This window comes from Acinetobacter sp. YH01006, from assembly GCF_013420445.1.
GTDB classification, from domain to species: domain Bacteria; phylum Pseudomonadota; class Gammaproteobacteria; order Pseudomonadales; family Moraxellaceae; genus Acinetobacter; species Acinetobacter pseudolwoffii.
Genome location: NZ_VOYB01000012.1, coordinates 1 through 25,591, shown reverse-complemented (window position 1 = coordinate 25,591; position 25,591 = coordinate 1). Strand labels below are relative to the sequence as shown.

24 protein-coding genes and 1 riboswitch are annotated in these 25,591 nt (G+C 42.9%); of the genes, 14 read left to right on the top strand and 10 right to left on the bottom strand.

The window, feature by feature from the left end; genetic code table 11:
- The first annotated feature begins 126 nt into the window (after positions 1-126).
- Positions 127-567 (top strand): MarR family winged helix-turn-helix transcriptional regulator, encoded by a 441-nt coding sequence (locus FTT73_RS11060; protein WP_005170722.1) that lies wholly within the window; start codon positions 127-129, stop codon positions 565-567.
- On the top strand, positions 567-1,766 hold the full coding sequence (locus FTT73_RS11055; RefSeq protein ID WP_005097026.1) for an MFS transporter: 1,200 nt from the start codon (positions 567-569) through the stop codon (positions 1,764-1,766). The genes FTT73_RS11060 and FTT73_RS11055 overlap by 1 nt, the downstream gene beginning before the upstream one ends.
- 6 nt (positions 1,767-1,772) lie before the next feature.
- Here the strand turns inward: FTT73_RS11055 and FTT73_RS11050 are convergent, their stop codons facing one another.
- Positions 1,773-2,753, bottom strand: coding sequence for a GlxA family transcriptional regulator (locus FTT73_RS11050; RefSeq protein ID WP_005097027.1), 981 nt, complete (start codon positions 2,751-2,753; stop codon positions 1,773-1,775).
- Positions 2,754-2,867: 114 nt separating this feature from the next.
- Between FTT73_RS11050 and FTT73_RS11045 the strand changes: the two genes are divergently transcribed.
- Positions 2,868-4,655: an acyl-CoA dehydrogenase gene (locus tag FTT73_RS11045; protein WP_180077796.1), complete on the top strand. Its 1,788-nt coding sequence runs from the start codon at positions 2,868-2,870 to the stop codon at positions 4,653-4,655.
- A gap of 404 nt (positions 4,656-5,059) precedes the next feature.
- Here FTT73_RS11045 and FTT73_RS11040 read toward each other — a convergent pair whose 3' ends face one another.
- On the bottom strand, positions 5,060-6,277 hold the full coding sequence (locus FTT73_RS11040) for an alkane 1-monooxygenase (protein ID WP_005170714.1): 1,218 nt from the start codon (positions 6,275-6,277) through the stop codon (positions 5,060-5,062).
- Between the two features lie 187 nt (positions 6,278-6,464).
- Between FTT73_RS11040 and FTT73_RS11035 the strand changes: the two genes are divergently transcribed.
- Positions 6,465-7,388 (top strand): AraC family transcriptional regulator, encoded by a 924-nt coding sequence (locus FTT73_RS11035; protein WP_005097030.1) that lies wholly within the window; start codon positions 6,465-6,467, stop codon positions 7,386-7,388.
- Between the two features lie 15 nt (positions 7,389-7,403).
- On the opposite strand, the gene lpxB is transcribed toward FTT73_RS11035, so the two are convergent.
- On the bottom strand, positions 7,404-8,576 hold the full coding sequence (lpxB, locus tag FTT73_RS11030) for a lipid-A-disaccharide synthase (RefSeq protein WP_180191431.1): 1,173 nt from the start codon (positions 8,574-8,576) through the stop codon (positions 7,404-7,406).
- 388 nt (positions 8,577-8,964) lie between these two features.
- Here lpxB and FTT73_RS11025 point away from each other — a divergent pair, with 388 nt between their 5' ends.
- From FTT73_RS11025 to FTT73_RS11015, 3 genes are all read left to right on the top strand, one after another.
- Positions 8,965-9,855, top strand: a complete 891-nt coding sequence (locus tag FTT73_RS11025; protein ID WP_159138081.1) for a sulfite exporter TauE/SafE family protein — start codon at positions 8,965-8,967, stop codon at positions 9,853-9,855.
- A 127-nt stretch (positions 9,856-9,982) separates the two neighbouring features.
- Complete coding sequence (locus FTT73_RS11020; protein WP_180000403.1) at positions 9,983-11,074, top strand: 3-deoxy-7-phosphoheptulonate synthase; 1,092 nt, start codon at positions 9,983-9,985, stop codon at positions 11,072-11,074.
- 63 nt (positions 11,075-11,137) lie between these two features.
- The gene (locus FTT73_RS11015; RefSeq protein ID WP_100535153.1) at positions 11,138-11,662 is read left to right on the top strand and encodes a protein tyrosine phosphatase family protein; all 525 of its coding nucleotides are present in this window, start codon (positions 11,138-11,140) and stop codon (positions 11,660-11,662) included.
- A 2-nt stretch (positions 11,663-11,664) separates the two neighbouring features.
- Here FTT73_RS11015 and ispF read toward each other — a convergent pair whose 3' ends face one another.
- A complete protein-coding gene (gene ispF, locus FTT73_RS11010) occupies positions 11,665-12,153 on the bottom strand; it encodes a 2-C-methyl-D-erythritol 2,4-cyclodiphosphate synthase (RefSeq protein WP_180000407.1) in 489 nt (162 codons plus the stop codon).
- A gap of 100 nt (positions 12,154-12,253) precedes the next feature.
- Between ispF and FTT73_RS11005 the strand changes: the two genes are divergently transcribed.
- Positions 12,254-12,907 (top strand): hypothetical protein, encoded by a 654-nt coding sequence (locus tag FTT73_RS11005; protein WP_180072760.1) that lies wholly within the window; start codon positions 12,254-12,256, stop codon positions 12,905-12,907.
- Between the two features lie 84 nt (positions 12,908-12,991).
- Here the strand turns inward: FTT73_RS11005 and FTT73_RS11000 are convergent, their stop codons facing one another.
- From FTT73_RS11000 to FTT73_RS10975, 6 genes are all read right to left on the bottom strand, one after another.
- Positions 12,992-14,236, bottom strand: coding sequence for a D-amino acid dehydrogenase (locus tag FTT73_RS11000; RefSeq protein WP_180075400.1), 1,245 nt, complete (start codon positions 14,234-14,236; stop codon positions 12,992-12,994).
- A 135-nt stretch (positions 14,237-14,371) separates the two neighbouring features.
- A riboswitch (glycine riboswitch) is annotated at positions 14,372-14,459 on the bottom strand.
- A gap of 330 nt (positions 14,460-14,789) precedes the next feature.
- Positions 14,790-15,698 (bottom strand): AEC family transporter, encoded by a 909-nt coding sequence (locus tag FTT73_RS10995; RefSeq protein WP_180191430.1) that lies wholly within the window; start codon positions 15,696-15,698, stop codon positions 14,790-14,792.
- Positions 15,699-15,825: 127 nt separating this feature from the next.
- Positions 15,826-16,344, bottom strand: a complete 519-nt coding sequence (locus FTT73_RS10990) for a GNAT family N-acetyltransferase (RefSeq protein ID WP_005170686.1) — start codon at positions 16,342-16,344, stop codon at positions 15,826-15,828.
- 68 nt (positions 16,345-16,412) lie between these two features.
- Positions 16,413-17,507: a chorismate synthase gene (aroC, locus tag FTT73_RS10985; protein ID WP_074382718.1), complete on the bottom strand. Its 1,095-nt coding sequence runs from the start codon at positions 17,505-17,507 to the stop codon at positions 16,413-16,415.
- Between the two features lie 13 nt (positions 17,508-17,520).
- The gene (gene prmB / locus FTT73_RS10980) at positions 17,521-18,531 is read right to left on the bottom strand and encodes a 50S ribosomal protein L3 N(5)-glutamine methyltransferase (protein WP_034609000.1); all 1,011 of its coding nucleotides are present in this window, start codon (positions 18,529-18,531) and stop codon (positions 17,521-17,523) included.
- A gap of 204 nt (positions 18,532-18,735) precedes the next feature.
- Complete coding sequence (locus FTT73_RS10975) at positions 18,736-19,122, bottom strand: hypothetical protein (protein ID WP_005097047.1); 387 nt, start codon at positions 19,120-19,122, stop codon at positions 18,736-18,738.
- A 199-nt stretch (positions 19,123-19,321) separates the two neighbouring features.
- Here FTT73_RS10975 and FTT73_RS10970 point away from each other — a divergent pair, with 199 nt between their 5' ends.
- From FTT73_RS10970 to FTT73_RS10945, 6 genes are all read left to right on the top strand, one after another.
- Positions 19,322-19,630: a hypothetical protein gene (locus FTT73_RS10970; protein ID WP_005097049.1), complete on the top strand. Its 309-nt coding sequence runs from the start codon at positions 19,322-19,324 to the stop codon at positions 19,628-19,630.
- Positions 19,631-19,790: 160 nt separating this feature from the next.
- The gene (locus FTT73_RS10965) at positions 19,791-21,164 is read left to right on the top strand and encodes an AarF/ABC1/UbiB kinase family protein (RefSeq protein WP_074382716.1); all 1,374 of its coding nucleotides are present in this window, start codon (positions 19,791-19,793) and stop codon (positions 21,162-21,164) included.
- Between the two features lie 239 nt (positions 21,165-21,403).
- Positions 21,404-22,696, top strand: a complete 1,293-nt coding sequence (locus FTT73_RS10960; protein ID WP_180191429.1) for an acyl-CoA dehydrogenase family protein — start codon at positions 21,404-21,406, stop codon at positions 22,694-22,696.
- Positions 22,697-22,718: 22 nt separating this feature from the next.
- The gene (locus FTT73_RS10955) at positions 22,719-23,918 is read left to right on the top strand and encodes an acyl-CoA dehydrogenase family protein (RefSeq protein WP_180191428.1); all 1,200 of its coding nucleotides are present in this window, start codon (positions 22,719-22,721) and stop codon (positions 23,916-23,918) included.
- 89 nt (positions 23,919-24,007) lie between these two features.
- Positions 24,008-24,496 (top strand): GNAT family N-acetyltransferase, encoded by a 489-nt coding sequence (locus FTT73_RS10950; RefSeq protein ID WP_180083600.1) that lies wholly within the window; start codon positions 24,008-24,010, stop codon positions 24,494-24,496.
- A gap of 211 nt (positions 24,497-24,707) precedes the next feature.
- Positions 24,708-25,286 (top strand): transglycosylase SLT domain-containing protein, encoded by a 579-nt coding sequence (locus FTT73_RS10945; protein WP_180001429.1) that lies wholly within the window; start codon positions 24,708-24,710, stop codon positions 25,284-25,286.
- The last annotated feature ends 305 nt before the right edge of the window (positions 25,287-25,591 follow it).

Genomic DNA, 25,591 nt, shown 5'->3' with positions numbered 1-25,591 from the left:
AAGTTAACAATGTGTAAGCGCTATTTAATTAAATATGCAAGTGAATATTTAATTGAACGGTGACCACTTGTGTAATCCCCCAAATAGGCGTAAATTGGCTCTAAATTAGTTAGCCAGGTTAACTATATGCCTTCTGCCTCTCTTCCATTTCGCGCCTTGTTATTACGTTGTGCACGGTTACTCAGTGATGAAATAAATACGATTTTATTATCTTCACAGTTAAATTATTCCTTATGGCAAGTGCTGTATGTGATTCAGACGCATCAGCAATGTACCCTGATGGATATTTCTCATTATTTGAACGTATCTAAACCCAGCATCAGTAAACGTATCCAGAATTTAGTGGAACTCGGTCTAATTAGCCAACTCGAAACTGCAGACAAGCGTCAGAAGCTATTCACACTGAGTGAGCAAGGAGTCGAGACTTTTGCCCTGGGTTCCACACAGATTGAGGCATTTGAAAAGCAGTTGCTTGAGCAAATTGCCTCAGATGATATTGAAAGTAGTAAAAATATCTTGATGCAGCTCATTCAGCAGTTACAACCCGCTTCGCAGGATCGACTTTAATGAGCCAAGAACAAACGCCTTTATGGACTCCCAATTTTATTTTGATCAGTCTGGTGAATTTCCAGTTGGTGCTGGTGTTTTATTTGCTGGTGATTGTGATTGTCGGCTACTCGGTAGCAGAATTAGGTGCAACCACGGCACAGGCAGGGCTGGTTTCTGGCTTGTTTATTGTCGGTACCTTATTCGGCCGTCTTATTATCGGGAAACTGCTAAACCGTTTGGGCCTAAAAATTACGCTTGTGGCCGGTCTGACAGGTTTTCTGCTTTTTTCTGGCCTCTATCTGATTCCGGCCAAGCTGGAAATTTTACTGGGCATCCGTCTGATGCACGGTTTTATGATGGGTGTGGCCTCAACGGTATTAGGCACCGTGATTGCCCAGACCATTCCTGCGACTCGACGTGGTGAAGGCATTGGTTATTTTAGTATGAGCAGCACACTTGGCACGGCGATTGGCCCCTTCTTAGGCATCTGGCTAATGTCAAATTTTAACTATCAGGTGATTTTTGTTTTTACCAGTGTAGTCGCACTCAGCTGCCTGATTTGCAGCCTGTTTATTCAGCCGCCACAGATTAAAATAACGAATCCAGTCAATCATATAGAAAATCAGTCATCTAGCAGACTGGCGCAATATATTGAACCCAAGGCTTTGCCGATTTCGATGATTGTTCTGATTGTGGCAACCTGCTATTCCGGCGTCTTATCTTTTATTCATTTCTATGCCAAAGAGATTAATTTAGTCGAAACGGCTTCTTTTTTCTTTCTGATGTATGCCATTGCGATTTTGCTTTCACGTCCATTTACCGGCCCGCTAATGGATCGTAAAGGTGAAAACATCATCATCTATCCGGCCATTGTGATTATGGCCTTAGGAATTTTATTACTCAGTCAGGCCCATAATGCTACGATGTTATTGGCCAGCGCCGCACTGCTTGGTTTTGGCTTTGGTAATCTCCAGTCCGTCTGTCAGACCATTGCGGTAAAAAGTACCAGTTTGCAGCGTATGGGGCTGGCGACTTCAACCTTCTTTATTGCGCTAGATGCAGGTTTGGGTTTTGGACCTTATTTCCTCGGCATGCTTCTGGATCAGATCGGTTATCGTCAACTTTACCTGTACTCTGCTGTACTGACCATCAGCTGTCTGATCTGGTATTACCTGTTGCATGGCCGTAAAGCGGGGGAAATACAACCTTCTTATTAAACACTTCTAAAAGCGACGGCTAAAGCGGCGCCGATATTCCAACGGCGTCAAGCCAGTTTTTCTATGAAATAAACGGCGAAATGAACTTGGGTCCTGATAACCAATATTTTGCATGATCACATCCACCGCCTGATCGGTTTCTTCCAGACGTTTGCGTGCAGCTTCAATTCGGATCGCTTGCAGATACTGATTTGGCGGCAAGTCCAGTGCCTGTTTAAAATGGCGAATCAAGGTACGCGTGGTGACATTAAAACGTGTTGCAATATCATCCAAGCTAAAAGACTCATGAAAATGCTGCTCCAGCCAGTTCTGGACATTTTGCACCAGTTCATCATGATGCGGTTGTCCAATCTTGAGTAAGGAATAAGACAGCTGGCTATCGCGTCGATAATCAATCACAAAAGATTTGGCCGATTGCATGGCCACCTCAAAGCCATAAAAACGTTCAATCAGATGCAAACCTAAGTCGAACCAGGCCAGGCCACCACCCGCGCAATAGATATTCTGGTCGCGGCTAATCATCAGATCGGCATTCAATTTGACCTGCGGATAATGCGTCCGGAAAATATCTTGAAAGCCCCAATGCGTCGTTGCCACGCGATTATCTAAAATACCGGCTTCTGCCAGAAAGAAATTTCCGGTGCAATTTCCAGCAATTAAGGTCGAATCTGCATGAGCAGATTTTAGAAACCGGATCAGCTCAGGGTTTTGTTGCAATACATCCTGAATCGGTGCAGCTATGGTTGGCACCACCACAATATCTGCAGTTTGAATCTCTTGATAGGAACAATGTGCCTGTAATTCCAGACCATTAATACAACGAATCGGTTGTCCATCAGGACTGGCAATACTAACTTTAAACAGGCGCTGTACATCCTGCTGCTGAATGCGGTTCCAGCTCACACCGGCCATGGCAAATAAATCGACGACACCGGTAATGGCAGAAGCCAGAGCGCCATCAAAACCCAAAACTACGACTCGCTGCATCTTGATCTCATTGTCATTTTTTACCTGTTTGATGTCATTATTGACAATCCTGCTGAATAAAAGCAACTGTTAGTCTTGGCGCTATCTCAAGGATTTTACATTCAGGACAGTACCGTGACCGAGCTAATAAATGATAAAGATCTTAATTTTCTACTTTATGATGTCTTCAAACTTGAAGCTCTGACAAAACTGGAACGTTATCAGGAGCATGATAAAAATACCTTTGACAGTATTTTAGATACAGCCAAGGGTATCGCGACCGATTACTTTGCCCCGCATAATGCCAAAGCCGATCAGCATGAACCGAGCTTTGATGGGAAGCAGGTCAAAACCATTGCTGAAGTCAAAACGGCGTGGCAGCAGTTTGCCGAGGCCGGCCTGCTCTGTGCCCAGCATGATTATGAACATGGCGGTATGCAACTCCCGACTTTATTAAATATGGCCTGCAATGCCTATTTTATGGCGGCCAATCCTTCAACTGTTGCCTATTCTTTTCTGACTGCGGCGGCGGCAAATCTGATTCAAGCCTTTGCTTCACCGGAACAAAAACAGCTATTTTTACCGCATATGTTGAGCGGCCGCTTTGCCGGCACTATGGCCATGACCGAGCCGAATGTCGGTTCTTCTCTGGGTGATCTAACGACCAAAGCTATTCCTCTGGCAGATGGAACTTATAACATTAAAGGCCAGAAAATGTTTATTTCTGGTGGTGATCAGGATATTACCGAAAATATTATTCATCTGGTTCTGGCGCGGATTCAGGATGCACCGCAAGGGGTCAAAGGTATTTCCCTGTTCATTGTGCCGAAATTTAAAACCAATCCAGATGGCTCTATAGGTGAATCCAATGATGTACAGCTGGCTGGTTTACTGCACAAAATGGGTTATAGAGGAACGACTTCAACGGTTTTAAGCTTTGGCGAAAATGATGCTTGCTTAGGCTATTTGATTGGTGAAGCAGGTCATGGCTTAAAATATATGTTTAAAATGATGAATGAGGCGCGTGTCGGCGTAGGCTTGGGCGCAGCCATGATTGGCTATCGCGGTTATCTGGAATCCTTAAACTATGCCAAAAACCGTCCGCAAGGTCGTCTTGCACATGAAAAATCGCCTGATTCCAAACCGGTCAATATTATTGAGCATAGTGATGTCAAACGTATGCTGCTGGCACAAAAAGCTTATGTCGAAGGATCACTGGCCCTGTGTTTATTTGCGGCGCGTCTGATTGATGAACATCAGGCAGCACATGATGAGGACAGTGCCCTCTTGCTTGATCTGATCACTCCAGTGGTCAAATCCTTCCCTTCAGCCTATGGCCCAAAAGCCAATGATCTGGCGATTCAGGTTTTGGGCGGCGCGGGTTATACCCGTGATTATCCGGTCGAACAATGCTACCGCGATAACCGCCTCAATCCGATTCATGAAGGCACGTATGGTATTCAGTCCCTGGATTTGCTTGGGCGTAAACTCTGGCAGCACAATGGCAAGGGACTCAGCCTGTTGATGCAACGCATCCAGCATACGTTGTCTGAGATTCAGAATCCCAAGTTAGTCGCACTGGCAGAAAGCTTTCAACAACATCTGGCTACCGTGCAAAAAACCACCCAGGTTTTAGGTCAGGCTCTGCATCAAGGCCAAATCAATGAAGCATTAGCCAACTCTGGGCTTTATTTAGACATGATGGGAAAAACCATGATTGCCTGGCTCTGCTTAGACATGGCGCAGCAGGCACAACTTAAATTTGGCAATTCCGATCAAAAAGAAGATCAGGACTTTTTGGCGGGCAAGTTTCAGGCAGCCCAATATTTTATCCGTTGGGAATTGCCTGAAATTGAACATCAGGCCAAGTTACTGATGAACTTTGATGATAGCTGCAGGAATATGCAAGCTGACTGGTTTTAAGGTTCATAGCTAAATAAAAATGCGCTGTAAGAAGTAATGCTGATCAGTTAAGGAGTTTAGAAACAGACTCTTTAATTTTTAGTCATTCAATGCGGAGTATTAATGTTATAAATCAAATTCTTGTAAATTATTTGTTACTTTGGTTTCGCCCAAATGAGAAGCGAAGCTTCGCAAGGAGGGCATCTTGCGGAGCAACACTCCTCACCGCAAAACTCGTCAGCCACCATCGACTAGTAAATTTGTCGCAGAAACAATCATTTTTAAATGTAGTCCTGCCTCAAACAGTTGCGGATGACTTTTTTATCTATCAGATATAATCATGAATTTGAAAAAGAAAATGCCAGTCAATTCCTTAACTGACTGGCATTAGCTGTAAGAAGCGCATTTTTTATTTAAAACTAGGTTTATGCTTCAGTACTTAAAATAAGTCCAAACTTTTTAAAAATTTTCTCACGTTTGCCTGGATGAATATTGGCCTTAGTCAGGTCACCCTGATAATGCTGATAGACGCGTTGGTCCATCATTTTGTACCATAACGGCGGAATTAAAGCCGGAATCAACATGGTGGCATAACCACTGGGTAATTCGGGTGCTTCATCAAAATGTCGCAGTGCCTGAAATGGGCGGCTTGGAAAGGCATGATGGTCTGAATGGCGCTGCAACTGGTACAAAAACAGATTGGTCACAATATTGTTATTATTCCAGCTATGTTCAGGCAAGGTCCGTTCATAACTGCCATCATCTTTTTCTGTGCGTTTCAAACCATAATGTTCAATATAATTGACGATTTCAAACAGAGTTACCCCATAAAAGGCCTGAGTCAGTGTATAAGGAATGAGCTTTTTACCATAAGCACTTAGCATCAAGGCATGGTAGCCTGCACTCATCGCCCAGCCATGAAACAGTTCATTTTCCTTGCTTAAAAATTTCAATCCTTTACGTTCCAGACGTTTCTTTTCAATCTGGATCGCTGACTTTAATCCGCCAAACACAGTGCGTGGCCAGAAACGGTAAAAAGACTCGCCCATTTGTGAAGATGCTGGATCTTCTGGCGTTGCCACCCGTTTATGATGCCCATAAGGATGTTCAATACGGAAATGATTATAGGCCAAAGGCATCAGGCTGGCATGCGACCAGTAATGGTCTTTTTTCTGCGGACGATGACTCAGTTCATGTGCCGTATTGACCGCAATGCCGTTAATCGCACCCATGGAAACTCCCAATAAGAGCTGATCCAGTATCGATACATTTGGACGTGTCACCACATAGCCGGCAAAAGCGTTGGCTGCCATTTGCAAGGGAATAAAGGCTTTTACAATCCGGTCATAATACGGATCTTTGACCAGCGCCTGAATCTGTTCGTCATTCGGATTGTTGGCATCATCGCCAATCAGGGCATCCAGAGTCGGAATAATCACATGCAATAATAAAGGCCCGCCCAAAGCAAAGACTTTTTTAGTCGCTTTGGGGCCAAAATGATAACCGGCCAAAATTCCCATTCCGATCACAGGCAAACCTGGGCTGAGCAACCAGCCAAAACGTTTTTTATCCAGCTTTACACCTTTTAGTGCTGACGCTTCCTGCGTAAACTGCGCTTTCTGGATTTGTGCAGGGGCATTCATTGCGAGCTTCCTTTTTTATGTTACTCTGCACTTATAGTTGAATATTTCAGCAACAGCGAACAGTATTCAACGTCCAGAAAACCTATGTCAGCGTCTTTGGCACATGCAGCCAAATTCTGGCCTAAAATCACAAAGTTAAAAAATTTATAGTCGATTAAATGAAATAAATAGAAGAATAGAGTTAGGCATGGATGCTTTGAGTAAAATTTTTGATGATATTCATTTGGCAAAATCTGAATATCTTTATCTGAATGTGTTTCATCCGAGCGGCTTTGACTATCAGCATGAGCCTTTTATGCTGGCTTATATCCTGTTACAAGGACAGGCACAATTAAAGTTCGCCAACGGCGATCTGCTCGAGCTGCAACAAGGTGATCTGGTACTCTTACCCGCAGGTTCTGCCCATCGCATTTCTTGCCCCGGCAGTGCCGATTTTTCTGAGCATCGTTCAATTAATGCTTATTTCCAGACCCATGCACAGCAATGTGTTGATCTTAATCGGGAGAGTTCAGCAGCACACAGCTTCATGCTCACCCTTCGTTCCAGTCTGGATATGCAGATGGCAAAACCTCTACTAAGTGCCTTACCTAAATACCTGCATATTCAGCATATTCTGGGCGACACCGCACCGGAATGGTTACAGGTCGGTTTGCAGTTTCTGGCGCTGGAAACCCAGCAGATGCGGCCGGGACGTGACAAGATTCTGGATCATCTGGTCAGTATTTTACTGATTGAATGTGTGCGGGATTATATTTTAAATCTGGAAAATGCCTCGAGCTGGCTGAATGCGCTCTCGCATCCGGAACTGTCCAATGCACTGGCTGCAATTCATGGCAAACCTGAGCAGTTCTGGACCGTAGAAAGTCTGGCTGAGCAATGTCATATGTCACGTTCCAAATTTGCCCAGCTCTTTACCCAGATTGTTGGTGAGCCGCCACTGGCTTATTTACAACAGCATCGCCTGCGACTGGCGGCACAATATTTGCGAAATAGCGGATTCAGCATTCAGCAAATTGCTTATTTGGTCGGTTATTCATCCGAGACAGCCTTCAGTCAAAGTTTTAAAAAACAGTTTGAACAGACGCCCACCCAGTACCGGCTGAATTGTTAGAACAATAACGTCAAATTACTGGATTAGCGCGAGCACGGCTTTGACCGGGTCTTCGCTATTACCAGACAATAGCTGCTTATGCATGGTGATATGCTGCATCACCTGAATTTGTGCAGTTTCAATATTCATTAGTTTTTCAATTTCAGCCGCCAGCTTTTCAGGCGTAGCATCGGCTTGAATCAGCTCCTGAATGACTTTTTTGCCGGCAATGATATTTGGTAGCGAATAATAAGGAATTTTGATGAGAAATTTCACCACATGATAAGTCAACCAATTCAGTTTATAGAAAGTCACCATCGGACGATGTAATAACATCGCTTCCAATGTCGCAGTACCTGACGCCAGCGCAATAATATTGGATGCATTCATGACCTGACGGCCGATTTTTGACTCGGTACCGCTGTTTTCCAGCAAGCGGATTTGAACCTTTAGACTTTCAGGATAAGTCGCCAGCAAGCGTTCTATCTGCTGCTTGCGTGCCTCATTAATTGCCGGAATCAGGAAAGTATAGTCAGGATATTTCTGATGCAGAATCTTGGCTGCATCCAGAACCAAAGGCCCCAAACGTTCAATCTCACCGCGGCGACTTCCCGGTAATAGTGCAATATGCTTCTGATTCGGATCAAGATTCAGTTCTTGTTTAGCATCGATAATCGGATTTTCAAGCGGCAACTGACTGGCCAGAGGATGACCAACAAAAGCGGCTGGCACATCCCATTTTTTAAAGAAGGTTTTTTCGAATGGGAATAAACACAGCACCAGATCAATGTTGGCCTTAATACCATGCACACGTCCCTGACGCCACGCCCAGACCGAAGGACTGACATATTGCACGGTCTTCATCGGCAACTGTTTTTGTTTAATGGTTTTCGACAGGCGCAGGTTAAAATCAGGTGCATCTACACCAATAAAAATATCGACAGGGTTTTTAGTCCAAGTTTCGACCAGCCCATCACGTACAGCAAAGAGTTTTTTAATATCCTTGAGAACTTCAACAATGCCCATCACCGATAAAACATCCATCGGATAATAGCTTTTAAAGCCTTCTGCGATCATTTGTGAACCACCGATGCCTTCAAATTCGGCATCAATCCCTTGCTCACGAAAACGGCGAATCAACTTTGCGCCAAGCGTATCTCCAGAGACCTCACCGACCACGATTCCAATTTTTAGTTTTCGATTTAGCAAGTGAGTTCCCTCTCAGATCCGTATTGAACTGTATTTAATCGTAATTCTAACATAAAGCTGGGTTTATGCCTGAATAAGCAGTGAGCATCTTATATTTTAAGAAAGGTATGCTTTAGAATTACTTAGCCTACTCTTAATCTTCCCTGATGATTTTTTCTATTGAAGTGGTTTTCCTGATTCATCTTCATTTTCAGGCAGATCAAAGTGTCCTTTAAAATAAGTGACCGGTGTTTCACGTTATTTTCTTAGCGAGGATGAACATGAAACTTCATTTAATTTTAAGCCCAGTGCTTTATCTTTTTTATGCATAAGTAAATCAATAATCAAGACAACGACTTATATCCAAAAGTCATAAGATATCCACGTTTTTTGATTTTGGCATATATGCATGTTTGGTCCGATTGAGTTTATTTTAGCAGGTGTGTTGGTAGGTTTTTGTGTTGGAGTAACCGGTGTCGGTGGTGGCTCATTGATGACACCCATTCTGATCAGCCTATTCCGGATTGAACCCCACATTGCAATTGGTACGGATCTGCTCTATGCCGCGATTTCAAAATTCTGCGGTTCTTTTGTGCATGCCAAAAAAATGAATATTGTCTGGCCAATTGTGATCTGGCTGGCAGTAGGCAGTATTCCAGCATCTTTTGCCACGCATTGGGTACTCGACAACTATTTAAGCCAATCGACACATTACAAGGCCGTCCTGACCATGGTATTGGGCTTTATGCTGACCATTACCGGCTTGTCTATTCTGTTCCGCACCCAGATCGAAAATCTTTTTAATAAATACAGAAAACAAGAACTGCCGGATATGACGCAGGATCTGGAAAAAGTGAAGCTGCAAGCCAAAGAAAAGCGCGTAGCCATTATTATCATGGGCATTATCTTGGGTATATTTGTCACGCTATCTTCAGTGGGTGCAGGTGCATTTGGCATCATGGCTTTAGTGGTGATGTTCCCGAATCTGCCGATGATTCGTATCATTGGCTCAGACGTGGTGCATGCGGTGTTACTGACGCTGGTTGCAGGCTTGGGGCATATGTCATCAGGCAATGTCGATTTCATGCTGCTCATGTGGTTATTGGTGGGTTCTATTCCAGCGATTATTGTCGGCACTTTACTCAGTTCACGGATGCCAGAAAAACTGATTCGCAAAATTTTAGGCATTACCTTATTTGGGCTCGGCCTGAATTTCATGCTTAACCCTGTAAAATCAAAACCGGCTCAACCTGCCGAAACAGCGATGGTCGTCATGAGCCAGAATTCCCAGTCCGTTTAATTTAACTATGCGATTCATCACTTTTTTTTCAAAGAAGTATTCATCTTTTTTATAACAAAGTGACGCATCATTCATGTTATATTCGGGCTATTAAACAACCTTTTGTATGATCGAACCAGTGACGGCAATGAATACACAACAGTCAAATCCCATTTCAGCATCAGATATTGATGACGTGAATATCCACAGCATGATTCCTTTGGTAACCCCTGCTGAGCTTAAAGCAGAATTACCTTTGACTGAAACTGCTTATCAAACCGTACTGCATGGTCGTGAAACGATTCGTAAAATCCTGGATGGTGAAGACAAACGCCTGTTCGTTGTCATCGGCCCCTGTTCTATTCATGATCCTGCGGCTGCACACGAATATGCTGAACGCTTAAAAGTGTTAAGCGAAAAAGTTAAAGACAGCTTATACATCGTGATGCGGGTTTATTTTGAAAAACCACGTACCACAGTGGGCTGGAAAGGCCTGATCAACGATCCGGATATGAACGACTCGTTCAATATCGAAAAAGGTCTGCGTATCGGTCGTAAGCTGTTACTTGAACTGAATGAAATAGGTTTACCATGTGCCACTGAAGCACTTGATCCGAACTCACCGCAGTATTATCAAGACCTGATTTCATGGTCTGCAATTGGTGCACGTACGACTGAAAGCCAGACGCATCGTGAAATGTCTTCAGGTCTGTCTTCACCAGTCGGCTTTAAAAACGGGACGGACGGCGGTTTAACCGTGGCAACCAATGCGATGCAATCGGTCAAACATGGCCATAGCTTCCTTGGTTTAAACGATCAAGGTCAGGTGGCTGTGATTCGTACTTCAGGTAACCCTTATGCTCACGTGGTACTGCGTGGCGGTAATGGCAAGCCGAACTACGATGCAGGCTCAGTGGCAGATGCGGAAGCCGCATTAGCCAAGGCCAAAGTCAGCACCAAAATCATGATTGATGCCAGCCATGCCAACTCAAACAAAGACCCGTACCTGCAACCGCTTGTACTCAAAAATATTTCCGAACAAATTCTTGATGGAAACAAGTCAATTGTTGGTATTATGGTAGAAAGTCATCTTAAAGGCGGTCGTCAGGACATTCCTACGAACCTTTGTGATATGGAGTATGGCCAATCAGTCACTGATGGCTGTATCGACTGGGAAACGACTGAAAAAGTCTTACTCGACATGCATGAGGCATTAAAAGATACTTTAGCTAATCGTTAAATGATCTGACAAACGCCATCGCCAAGATGGCGTTTGCATTTCTGAACAAGGAAATTTTATCTGATGAATGATATTGAAACAGCATTAAGCCAGATTGATAATTTTCAGTTTATACATGACCATTTATTTACATCCGGTCAACCGACAACTGAGCAGCTGCAGCTGATTAAAGAATACGGTGTGTCTACGGTCATCAATGTAGCATTAACAGATAACGACCAATATCTGCCACATGAAGATAAAATTTGCCTTGAGCTGGGCCTGAACTATATCCAGTTACCGATTTCATGGGAAACCCCTTCAGACAATCAATGTTTACTGGTACTCGAGCTGATCAATCACCTGATTAAGGAACAGATGGTCTGGGTACACTGTTCACAAAACTATCATGTCAGCTGTCTGATGTATTTATATCGTCAATACTATATGGACGTGGATCTTCCTACAGCGCATGAACATTTGCATCAAATCTGGGAACCGAATGAAACCTGGACAGGTCTCATGCATGCAGTTGCCCTACAGCTGCAAGGCCGTAAAGCAACCCAGGAACTGGAACGATCCCTGATTAATCCAAATTATTTTGTCTGAGCCTATTTATTATGGCTCAACAGCACGGTTGCCATAGATAAAATACCTTCCTGACGACCGGTAAAACCGAGCTGCTCAGTGGTAGTGGCTTTAATACTGATTTGAGTGACATCGACATTGAGCACATCTGCGATACTTTGACGCATGGCCAGATTGTGTTTGGCCAGTTTCGGACGTTCACAGGCGACCGTAATATCGGCATTGTTCAGCTGATAGCCACGATCCAGAATTAACTGATAAACATGCTTCAACAATACACGGCTGTCCGCACCTTTAAAGTTCGGATCTGTATCCGGGAAATGCTGGCCAATATCTCCCAGCGCCAATGCACCTAACAAAGCATCACATAGTGCATGCAGAATCACATCACCATCCGAATGTGCTTTCAGACCGTGCGTATGCGGAATTTGAATGCCTGCCAAAGTAACAAAATCACCTTCTTCAAATGCATGCACATCCAGACCCTGACCAATACGAATTTGTGCGATCACCTTATACATCCTTTAGAAATAGCCCATTGAAATCTTGTACACTTGCTTTCTATTTCGCTATAGTTAGACCAAGCGTAACACAGTGAAAGTATAAGCGATCATGCTACTGAAAACTGATATAAATATGTTGAAAATAATTGGCCTGATGCTCGGCCTGGGGATGATATCTGCGGGTAGTTCAGCGAACCCACTCGAGTGTAACAACGACAGCAAAAAAACAGCGGCCATGAATAAAGTCTGCTCAGTAGCGCTGTCCGAAGCTCGGGAAAAACTCGCTGACCAATACTTGACCGCTTTTTTAATTACTGATGCCCCCGTTCGCTTATTGCAAGACACCCAACAGTTATGGGCAAATCGGTTACAGCAATGCAAAACCCTAGATTGTTTTAAACAGCAGTTTGAATGGCGCCTCGATGATTTAAATATCTATATTTCACTGAATCAAAGCCTGACTCAGCATTATATTAAGTTCGAGCAGGGACAAATGGCCAAACAGCCTGTGCATATCAAGATTCATCAACTGACTAAAGACCGCATCAAGATTGAAGGTCTGGCCTATCGCAATCCCAATAACCGGGCCGAAACGCAGACTGTTCCATTTTTAGCCTACACCACGCCTGCAGCAAAAGAACAGATCATGGATAATGAAAATGACTGCCGCTATGAGTTTAACTATAGTAAAGCGATTCTAGCCGTCAACACTCAGCAAAAAGGTTGTGAACGTTTTACTGGGGTTTATCGCTTATATGATTGATTCAATTTAAAAAATATTAAAAACTTAACCTTATATAAAATGAGAAATTTGATGTAAAAAATAGCCCGCATGCGGGCCATCAATTTAAGCAGGATAGTATTGAGCAATTTCCTTGCTAATCAGTGCAGCCGTTGCAGCCGACAAGGTCCAGCCCAGATGACCATGGCCGGTATTATAAAATACCCGCTCATGTTTACCACGGCGCACCACAGGCATCATATTTGGCATCATCGGGCGTAAGCCAGCCCAAGGTACGACATGCTCGGTACACAGATCAAAGTTACGATTGCTCCAGTCAATCAGTGGTTGAATCCGGTCTGCACGAATATCCCGGTTATAGCCATTAAACTCGGCGGTTCCTGCGACTCGTAAACGATCCTTACCCAGACGTGACAAGACAATTTTGGCACTTTCATCGAGCAAGCTGACCCATGGTGCATTGTTTTGGCTCTGTTCATCATTCAGCTGCACGGTAATTGAATAACCTTTGACCGGATAAACATTGACTCGTTCCTCTAAAATCTCGGCCAATTGATAACTGCCCACACCCGCACACACCACAATGGCATCTGCATTAATTTCCAGAATGTCATCTGTAAAATGATGTACATTTTCAGTACTGGGTTTGCATTTCACCCGAATATGTTGAGCCTGATGATCGACGGCAAAGACATCTTGGCCAAATTCAAATTTCACGCCTTTTTGCATGCAGGCTTTGGCCAGTCCTGTACTGAATTTATGAATATCTCCGGTCGCATCGCTCTGGCAGTAAAATCCGGCATAGTAATCGCCTGTTAATGCAGGTTCGATCTGCTTGATTTCCGCATTGGAAATGGCATTGCGCTCCAGTCCGCCGCTACACAACAGGTCATTGACCTTGATCGCGACATCGTAATCCGTCTTGTTATGATAAAAATGTAAAATGCCGCGTTTTTCCAGGTCAAAATCAATCTGTTCTGTTTGGGCAATTTCATACAAACGTGCTCTGGCCAATAAAGCCAAACGTACAGTCTCTCGGGTATTGGCTTCATAATGTTTGATATTTCCCAAAAATTCCATGAGCCAACTATATTTATGCACACTAAAAGAAGGATTGAGCAAAAGTGGTGCAGTTTTTTGAGACATCCATTTGATACCTTTGAGTACCGTGGCTTTCTGGTTCCATACTTCGGCATTACAGGCCGAAAGCTGGCCGCCATTGGCAAAAGATGTCTCCATGGCCGGATAGAGATGTCGATCTACCACAGTCACCTGATAGCCTGCCAAAACAAGCTCATACGCTGTGGTTACCCCAGTAATACCCGCCCCTATCACCACGACATGACGCATAGACACCTCCTTGATTATATTGATGTCTTTTCCCATCTGTCATGTGTACCTGAGAGCTTCGGTCGCTGCATTGCACATCAATGCGAGCACCTTCCCCTTCGGTGAGTGATTGAACACTTCTCTCCAGAGTTTTTATCCATTATCACAGTCCTTTTGCCTGAGAGTTTCCTGGGAACTTGCTCCTTCGGCGAATGCAGAAGCATTTCTCTCCTGCAATAATGTTTTATTATCATGAGCAATTTATATACCATTTTATTCAATAAGACAGTTTTTATTTATGTGAGTTCACGTGAATCAATTTGTAATTACTGTTCCGAATTAAACTGAATTATTGCTGCTGACTGATATTGCCCATCTACCAAATTTTTAGATTTCACTTTTGTTCTATTCAGCGAGATACAACAGATTCTAAACTTTATAAGATTTTAGGATTGATTTGATTTTGGCGCTTAAATAGAACCTTTATTGCTTAGGCTATTTTAATGGTTCAAAGCATAGAGAGTTTAAATTCAGTATTTAGATCTTATATCATCTATTTGAGAATCAAGGAATTTTAAATAATCCAGGAAAGTACCAATATTAAGCTTCCCGCCGCTACGACGGTTTGTACACTAATGATGCTCGCCATTAACTGGCTATCGCCGCCATATACCCGGGTTAACACATAAGACGCTGAGGCAGTAGGTAAGGCAAAGAACAATACCAATACTTGCGTGGTGAATACATCAATCTGGAAAATTTTACAGACTAAAAATGCAATCAGCGGCATTCCAAACAGGCGACCAAAGGTCATCAGACTGAGTGGCAATACATCTCGCTGAAAGCCCTGAAACTTTAAGGCTGCTCCTACACACATCAGACCGAGTGGCAAACTGCATAGTGCAATCTGTTTAAGAAATTGCTCTGCTCCGGCCCAGAGTGCCAAACCGGAAAGATTAAACACACCACCCACAATACAGCCTAAAATTAATGGATTTTTAGATAAATCCAGAATGATTTTTTTCAGCTGCATATCGTGACTGCGGGTAAATGCCAGCACCGACAAGATATTCACCAAAGGAATACACAACACCATGATCACAGCGAAGATGGTCATGCCCTGCTGATGAAATAAGCTACTGACCGCAGCAAGTCCGATATAGGTATTGAAGCGCAACAAGCCCTGAACATAGACGCCAAAACGCGCATAAGATATCTGGTACATATGGCGCAACATATACAGTGCGATACTGACCACGATCATGATACTAAATACCACCAGTACCACATCCTGAATCACATTCATCTGAATCTTGGCAGTGGCCAGATTTAAAAATAACATCACTGGAAACAGTGCATAATAATTTAACTTTTCTGCACCGCGCCAAAAGTCTTCACTCAACCATTGCCCATGCTTAAGCAGATAGCCAAAGCTGATCAAGCCAATAAGAGGAAATAAAGAAGTTAAAATAATTTGCAGCATGTGCCATCCTGGTCTGTTTCCCGTCTATTTTTCAATACCCTTTAGACGGTGCACAAAAACTAGCATATTTAGTGGCTGTTTCACCAATTAATTTAAGAAGTAAAATGCTTGAATTTTCATCAACTAATTATATTGATCTGATCATTTTTTCTAAAATCAGTAAATGTAACGGAATCAAAGGCTCTCCGACATTTTGATCTAGTGGATATGCTTCAATTTTTTCAGTCAATAGATAGCCACGGCGCTGATAATAAGCAATCAATTCTGTACGGACATTCAATACTGACATTCGAATCACTTTCTTCTGATACGTATCAATAATATAAAACTCGGCAAAATCTAGTAACTGCTTTCCATAACCCGAGTTTTGTTGGTCTGGATCAATGGCAAAACTTCCAATTTCGATAGAGTCATCGAATTCAGTCAGCCCAATACAGCCAATGATCTGATCATGATTCTCTAATACAAAAAGCTTAACATTAGTCTGTGCCAAGAGAATCATTACCTGATCACAATTAATCCGTTGACCAGCAACCATCTTATGTTCATGTATCCAGCCACGATTGGAACGATAAGCTGTATTGATCAATACAACAATGTTCTGGATATCTGTAGTTTTTGCCAAGCGAATATTGTTATTTTTCATTATATAAATATAAAAAAAGCCAGACCGAAGTCTGACTCTAATCGTATCCGCTTCAGATGAAAAGCGAATTATTTTGGTTCAATCGGCTCAAAAGGCGTAACTACATCGGCATTTTGCGCACGATGACGCATAAAGTGATCCATTAGCACAATCGCCAGCATCGCTTCTGCAATTGGTGTCGCACGCACGCCCACGCAAGGATCATGACGGCCTTTGGTCAACACGTCTGTATCTTCACGATCGATATTAATGGTTTTACCCGGAGTAGTGATTGAAGCCGTTGGTTTCAGTGCAATCGCGACACGAATGTCCTGACCACTAGAAATACCGCCTAAAATACCACCGGCATGGTTTGCCAGAAAACCGTCTGTTGTTAACTCATCACGTGTTTCATGACCAAATTGCTCAGCGACGCTAAAACCATCGCCAATTTCAACGCCTTTGACCGCGTTAATCGACATCATGGCATGCGCAATATCTGCATCTAAACGATCGAAGACCGGTTCACCCCAACCCACAGGTACTTTAGACGCAATAATTTCAAGTTTTGCACCGCAGCTGGTGCCTTGTTCACGTAGTGAAGTCACGAGCGCTTCAAAACGTGGCACGGCATCAGCATCACCACAGAAGAATGGATTATTTGGCACTTCATTCCAGTCCAGTTTTTCTGCTTTTTCAGTACCAATTTGTGTGACATGGCCACGAATTTCAATGCCAAATTTCTCTAACAGGAATTTCTTGGCAATGGCACCCGCTGCCACACGCATCGCTGTTTCACGCGCGCTTGAGCGGCCACCACCACGATAATCACGGAAACCGTACTTCTGGGTATAGGTATAGTCTGCATGACCCGGACGGAAAGTTTGCGCGATATTGCCATAATCTTTCGATTTCTGATCCGTATTACGAATCAAGAGCCCGATCGATGTTCCAGTGGTTTTACCCTCAAACACACCAGAAATAATTTCTACTTCATCCGGCTCTTTACGCTGGGTGGCAAATTTCGATGTACCCGGCTTACGACGGTCCAAATCTTTTTGCAAATCGGCTTCACACAGCTCAATACCCGGTGGAACCCCATCAACGATGGCCATCAGGCCCACACCGTGAGATTCACCACAAGTCGTCACACGGAACAGTTGCCCTATACTATTACCTGCCATGTCACACGACTCCTTATGCTTGAATAGACTGAATGAATAAATCGCGGTAAGTACGGCATTGCTGTGCAGTGAGTGCAAAGATACCTGAACCACCTTTCTGGAATTGTAACCAGTAGAAATCGACTGAATTGAAGTTCTGTTTCATCGCCCATTCCGAGTTACCGACTTCAATGACAATAAGACCGTCTTCAGTCAGGTAATCTGCAGCTTGTGCCAACATTTTACGTACAAGGTCCAAACCATCCTGACCCGCAGCCAATGCCATTTCAGGTTCGTGATGGAACTCATCGGGAAGATCAGCCATATCTTCTGCATCCACATATGGTGGGTTCGATACGATTAAATCATATTGATTTTCAGCAGGAATTTTTTCAAACAGGTCAGACTCAAGCAAGGCCACATTAAACTGTTGGTTATGATGTTCACAGTTAATTTGTGCTACTTCTAAAGCATCCTTAGATAAATCAGTGGCATCGACTTCGGCTTCCGGAAAAGCATAAGCCAGAGCAATCGCGATACAACCTGAACCTGTACACATATCTAAAATACGGCGAGGCATTTTTGGATCTGGATTTTCAGGTAGATTGTTTACCCCTTCACGCGCCTGATAATTTTCATCCAGACAGTAAGGTGCAAAACGATTTTGAATCAGTTCAGCAATCGGTGAACGTGGAATCAGTACACGCTCATCCACGTAATAAGGTTTATCGTCAAAGTAGGCTAAATTCAATAAATATGAAGTTGGCATACGCTCATTGATACGGCGCTCCAACAATCCTAAAAATTCAGCTTTTTCACTTGGGAGTAATTTTGCCTCGAGAATTTCAGCATCCGCTTTCCATTCCAATGACATACTTTGTAATACCAATGCTGAACTTTCAGCAAAATAATCTTCTGTACCTTGGCCTAAGTGCGCATCATATTGACGTAATGCTGTCACACCAAAGCGGATAAAATCACGAATTGTGCTTAGGTTTTCAGCGGCTTCCTGAATATGTTCAGGGCTAATAGTCGGTCGATCCACGTAGGGCGTCTCCAAGGTCATTTTTTTAAACGCCTTATGATACCTTGTTTTGCCTGCTTTTATAATGCTAAAAGTATGAAAAACACGAATTCTCTAGGCTCATAAAAATGATAAAATTCGTGTTTTTTTACCCAATCCTCAACCTGTCATTCTAGTTTTTTCAGAGCAAGTTCAGACAATTCAAACTATGCCTCATGTGGTGATTTATCGTGAACCTGGTGCATAGGAGCGGGATTGATAAAGATTTGCCTGATCCATAATCAAGGCCAGCATACATTGACCTTGTTGCTGTTTGGCATATTTTCCAGACACTCTTAAATTACATTGCTGCGACAGTTTACGTTCCCAAAGCACATGCTGACTGCGGATGGCCGCGGTCTGATTCGGATTCAGCTTTAGATAATTTTTATAGCTTTTCTTCAGACGTTTGTTGTGTAGTTTCAGCTCTTTCTTTAGGCATTTCTCTGCTTTAGCGGTATTACCATAACTAAAGTTCATACACTGCGAATATTCCTTGGAATATCCTACAGCAGCCTGAGTCTGAACTGCACTACCCGCAAAAACTGCAACCAAAAACCATGCAAGACGCATAAAATCCCCTTTACCTAAACTGGTATAATTCCAATAAATGTTTAACAATCAATATTGTTTAAATTATCCATGAATATTAACGCAGTCCTTGCAATAATCCTATGTATTTCTCCGGCAGCAAATTAAACAGTTGTGCAATTGAAAACTGGCCTATCACCCACATATAATCCGAATTAAATCTTCAAACGAGCCCGGTCCTATGAGCTATAAGCACAATAATCTTATGGCGATGCGCCAAAATTACTGGAATGACCAGGTTTCCGGTCAGGTGCAGCAAGAAAAGGTATTTTTGCAGTCAACTTTAATCCAGCATGGTGTATTTAGCAGTGCGACACTGGACGATGCCAAATATCTGTTTTTTGGTTTGCCGAGTATTGTGATTGTAAAAGGCTATGCATTGGGTTTTATGCACGACAGTGTCCAGCACCTGATTCATCAACATATTCAAACAAATAAACAACAGTTACAACAACGATCTGAATTAAAAATCCAATTTCAAATGGCATAATGCCCTGTCTAAACTGATACAGGCTGGTGAATAAATGAAAGCTTGCCTAGCTTTTACTATGAATTCAGCGGCTTAAACTTTTTTAATACGTGCAGAAGCGCTAATATCCCCTACAATGATTTATTCTGCTTCATACTGATGATGAAAGGATTGAGTTTACATGTCAGATCAGAACGATAAGCTTAAACAACTGAAAACCTCCTCTATGGATCGACGCTTATCGATCGCAAAGGCATCCTTGCTGGCAGGCACGCGTTGGGCGGCTTCCAGTGCAGGCTCCATATTTTCGAGTGAAGAAGAAAAAGAAAAGAAACGTAAAAAAGCCATGAAAGAGCAGGCGGATTATCTGGTTGCAGAAATTGGTAAGCTCAAAGGTTCAATTGTTAAAATCGGCCAGATGATGGCGCTGTATGGCGAACACTTTTTGCCAGAAGAAGTCACACAGGCTTTAAATACGCTCAACAACCAGACCGTGGCACTTGCTTGGCCAGCGATCAAGACACAATTACAGCAGCAGCTCGGTGCAAAGCTGAATGATCTCACCATTGATCATGAGCCTTTGGGCACTGCATCTTTAGCCCAAGTCCATCGCGCCACCCGCAAATCTGATGGCATGGAACTGGTCTTAAAAATTCAGTATCCCGGTGTGGCAGAAGCCATTGATTCAGATATGAGCCTGTTTAAAAACATGCTTAAACTGACGCGTCTGGTGCCGCAAACCCGCGAGTTCGACCAGTGGTTCGATGAAGTCCGTGAGATGATGCATCGTGAAGTCGACTATCAGATTGAAGCAGATACCACGCGGCGTTTTGCTGCACGTTTAAAAGACGATCCGCGCTATATCGTGCCGACGATTATTGATGAGTATTGCTCTGATCGCGTGCTGTGCATGACTTTCGAACGCGGTGTGCCGATCAATAGCCCAGTAATGTTGTCTCTGCCACAAGAACGACGCAACCAGTTGGGTGAAGCATCGTTAGAAATTGCCGTACGTGAAATTTTTGAATGGGGTGAAATGCAGACCGATCCGAACTTTGGGAATTATCTGGTTCGTCTGGGCAATGGCGAAGATATTCCTGACAAGATTGTCCTGCTCGACTTTGGTGCCATCCGTCAGTTTGACCAGCATCTGCTCAGCGTCGCGCGCAATCTGATTCAGGCCGGTTATCATCACGACTCAGACATGATGGTCAAAGCCATGACCGGTTATGAGTTTTTTGATTCAATTCCGCAAAGCATCAAGCCAGATATGGCCAAGGTCTTTTTACTGGCCACTGAGGCTTTTAGCTCACCATTGAATAATCAGGAGCTGCCAGCTAATGTGATGGATCAACATAATCGTTATGACTGGAAAAAAAGCCAATTGCATAGCCGTGTCATGCAACAGGCTTCAAGATCTATGGCTTCACGTTATTTCAGTGTTCCACCCAAGGAATTTATGTTTATTAGTCGTAAATTCATCGGTGCATATACCTTTATGACCGTGATTGATGCCAAAACCAATGTGCGTGCCATGATCAAAAATTACCTTTGATACCCTAATAGACGCTACATAGAAACCCGGATGATTTTGTCATCCGGGTCAATTTTTATTCAAAAATAATTTTCTCTTTTCTTGTTTTTAATTATATTTTCATAAACTTAGCTTACCATCTATTAACTTTTAATAACTTAAAAATTGTCAATCATTCATGTCAGCGATGACATGGTTTTTTCTTGGCGTGCATGTCAGCATGACTAAAATAACGTGAAAACACCCATAGGATAATCAAAATGAATAATATGGTGAACAAAGCTCAAGGATTTGGCTTGTCCATGCTGACCAAAATTGCGGGTAGCGAAATATTAGATCAATTAAAGCTGCGTAAATTTATAGAAAAATCCCTGTATCAAAGTTCCAAAGCAGGATTTAAAACCCTGAGTCAAACCCAGAAAATCCTGAAATCTGGCCAGAACATTCAAAAACAGCGTCTCCCCCCTCAATCTAAAGCACTGTTTGATCTAAACCTGTCTGCAGAACAGCAACTGACCTGCGATGCGATGCAGAAATTTGCTCAAGAGGTACTTTATCCATTGGCGCATGCTGCCGATCAGCAGGAAATATTTCCGTATGAACTGTGGCAATATAACACCGATCTCGGCCTGAATTTCTATGCCTTGCCCGAAGCGTTAGGGGTCGCCTCCGAACAGAACATTGTCAGTAATATTTTAATTGCGCAACATTTGGCTCGGGGGGATTTCAGTTTGACTGCTGGTTTACTGTCTAGCTTTAGTGTGATCAATGCCATTACCCGCTGGGGTTCAGAGCAGATTCAGGCAAAATATCTTGGTGCTTTCGCAGAAAATCCAGAGCTGAAAGCAAGCTTTGCGGTACAGGAAGAAACCGCCGCATTTAATCCTTATCAACTAAAAACTCAAGCGATTGCTCATCAGGCGCATTATCTGATTAGCGGTGAAAAGACCTTGGTCATGCTCGGAGAAAATGCGGATCTTTATCTGGTCAGTGCAGATCTAGACAGAACACCTGAGGTCTTTGTGGTACAACGTGACCCTAGCATTACTGCAAAAAAATCCCCTGCCATGGGTCTAAAAGCAACTGAAAGCGTCACACTTCAATTTAAAAATACACCAGCGCAGCGTTTGGGTGATGATGATTTTGATTATCGTACTTTCGTTGATTTAGGCAATTTGATGTGGTGTGCCATGGCCGTCGGCACTTGTGAAGCCATGAAAAAATACTGCATACAATATGCCAATGAACGGACTGCTTTCGGTGAACCTATTTCCCATCGTCAGAGTGTCGCTTTTATGATTGCCGATATGGCGATTGAAATTGATGCCATGCAGATGCTGATTTTCAATGCTGCCAGTCTGGCTGAATCCGGCCAACCTTTTCATCGAGAAGCTTATCTGGCACGTTTACTCTGCGCAGAAAAATCCATGAAAATCGGTACAGATGGCGTGCAGATTTTGGGTGGTCATGGCTTTACCAAAGAACATCCGGTCGAGCGCTGGTATCGAGACCTCAGAGCCACTGCGATTGTTCATTCTGGCCTACATGCCTGATCGGAGAATAAAGAAAACTATCATGAATCTACAAAATCCAAAAAAATTCAGACTCCTGATTGATCAAGCGCACGAAGTTGCACTCAATGTACTCCGCCCTATTTCGCGTAAATATGATAAGGCTGAACACACTTATCCTAAAGAGCTGGATATGCTGGCCTCCATCGTAGATGGTATGAACCAAGGCAGTGAAGGTATGAATGCGGGCGCAGCAGTGAATAAACGGGGCGAGACCGACAGCAGCAATAAAAATGGTATTAATATGTCTACTGCCCTGAGTATTATTGAAATGTGCTATGGCGATACGGGTTTATTGCTGTCTATGCCACGTCAAGGTTTAGGAAATTCAGCCATTGCAGCGGTGGCAAATGAAGAACAGCGACAACGTTTTCATGGGACTTGGGCAGCCATGGCGATTACCGAACCAGGTTTCGGCTCAGATTCCGCTGCAATTCGCACCACTGCGACCAAAGATGGTGATAACTATATTTTAAATGGTGAGAAGATTTTTGTGACCTCTGGGGAACGTGCCGATGCGGTCGTGGTCTGGGCAACATTAGATAAAAAACTGGGACGATCGGCAATTAAATCATTTGTGGTGACCAAAGGTACGCCTGGAATGAAGGTTGAACGACTGGAACATAAGTTAGGAATTAAAGCTTCGGATACTGCCACGATTCGCCTGATCAATTGTCGAGTACCTGCGGCAAACTTGCTCGGTCATGCAGAAATCGATGTTGCCAAGGGCTTTGCCAGTGTAATGGAAACCTTTGATAATACCCGGCCATTGGTCGCTGCCATGGCAATTGGCTGTGCCAAAGCCTCGCTGGAACGTATCAAGGAAATTTTTAAGGATCAACTGGATTCCAGTTATGTCACGCCCTATTTACAAAGCTCCAATATCGCTGCACAAATCTATCGCATGGAAGCAGAATGGGAAGCTGCGCGCTTGCTGATGCTCAAAGCGGCGTGGATGGCAGATAATCATAAACCGAATTCACGTGAAGCATCTATTGCAAAGGCCAAAGCTGGACGTATGGGTAATGAAATCACCTTAAAATGTGTAGAATTGGCAGCTGCGGTAGGCTATAACGAAACTGAACTGTTGGAAAAATGGGCACGTGATTCCAAGATTCTGGATATTTTTGAAGGTACCCAGCAGATTCAACAACTGATTATCGCCCGACGCGAACTGGGTAAATCTTCGAGTGAGCTAAAATAAAACTTTATCGAAGAAAAATTAAACGAAAAAGATGGCTTTTTTAAAGTTTTCGGACTATAAAAATTCCATCTTCTTTTATGTCATGTGCTATGTATTCTATTCGTCCCCTTCAGCCTCAAGATAATGCTCAAATTGCCAAGATTATTCGTAACGTTTCCATGGAGTTTGGTCTAGCAGCGGAGTCCGGTTTCGCTGTAGGTGATTCAATCCTGGATCACCTGTATAACGTATATCAACAGCCAAATTCTGCCTATTGGGTCATTGTTGATGAACAGGATCAGGTCTATGGCGGTGGTGGTATTGCTCCACTACAAGGTGATCACAATATTTTAGAAATACAGAAAATGTATTTTCTACCAGCCATTCGTAGATATGGCTTTGCAAAACAGATTTTGAATTTGGCCTTTGATTTTGCCCGACAACATAAATTTGAACGGATTTATATCGAGACTACCAAAAACCTTTGGCAAGCGGTGAAGCTGTACGAGAACTTAGGTTTTGAGCATCTGGATCGGCCTGAAGGCGACACTGGCCATAGTCAAGCCTGTGAAATCTGGATGCTTAAAAATCTAGCCTAATCGATGTCGATCCTCATCTTCTCCATAACACCAAGAAAAGCCTTAAATAAATCTCTATTCCAATCGGCTTTTCTTTGATCACCTCTTCATAAATCATCCATGATTCAAGCAGATCTGCTTTGACTTTGTAAACAAATCATATAATTTCTTGACGATTTTTATACATCTTCCTAAGATCAGTTTAATTTTAAAAATACATGGAAGCTGAAAGTTGTTAGGCAAATTTTCTGTTAGAAAAAACTTATTATTACCAGTATTCAATAGCACAATTTTTAAAATTGGGCTGCTTGGTCTAAGTACCGTGTTTTTTAGTGCCTGTTCTTCTCTTGGCGGCAATTCTTTAGAAAAACGTTCTGCTCAACTGTCTAAAGGAATTCAGACAGCCTACGGTGTTCCAGCAACCACCGCAACTCGCGTTTCACCTTTGATTATTCAGAATGCAGAAAAAAATCGTCTGGATCCATTACTTGTAGCAGCCGTAATTCGTCAGGAGTCAACTTATCGTAGCCAAGTGGCTTCACATGCTGGAGCTGTTGGCCTCATGCAAATTATGCCAAGATATTGGCAAGCGACTTGTGGTGATGATTTATATAATGAAGCTATAAATATTTCATGTGGTAGCCATATTCTTTCTCGTTATCATGAATCCAGTGGCAGCTTAGAAAAAGCACTGGGCTATTATAATGTAGGTCCGACTGCCTATGAGAAAAACCGTAAAATGCGTAAGCAAGGCAAACGTTATGCACAACAAGTGAAACAGCATAAAAAAGATCTGAAGAATGTGATTTAATTTATCTTTAACATAATGCTTGAATCAGTTTAAAACTCCTAAAATTAAACTGATTCATCTTTTATCGGCTATATTGATTCTGCAAACGTTAAAATAATGCAAAACCCATCACATATTTGTTTTTTCATTTAATTTGGGAAAGATTAATATTTAATCAATCAACTTTATACCTATATAAGGCTTTGTTGCACAAACCTAGCATCAAAAGCTTATTCAGCAATATAATTTCAAAATGAATAAGCCTGCCTCTAAAATCTACCGTACAACCAATTGGTCATCCTATAACCGAGCCTTAATTAACCGAG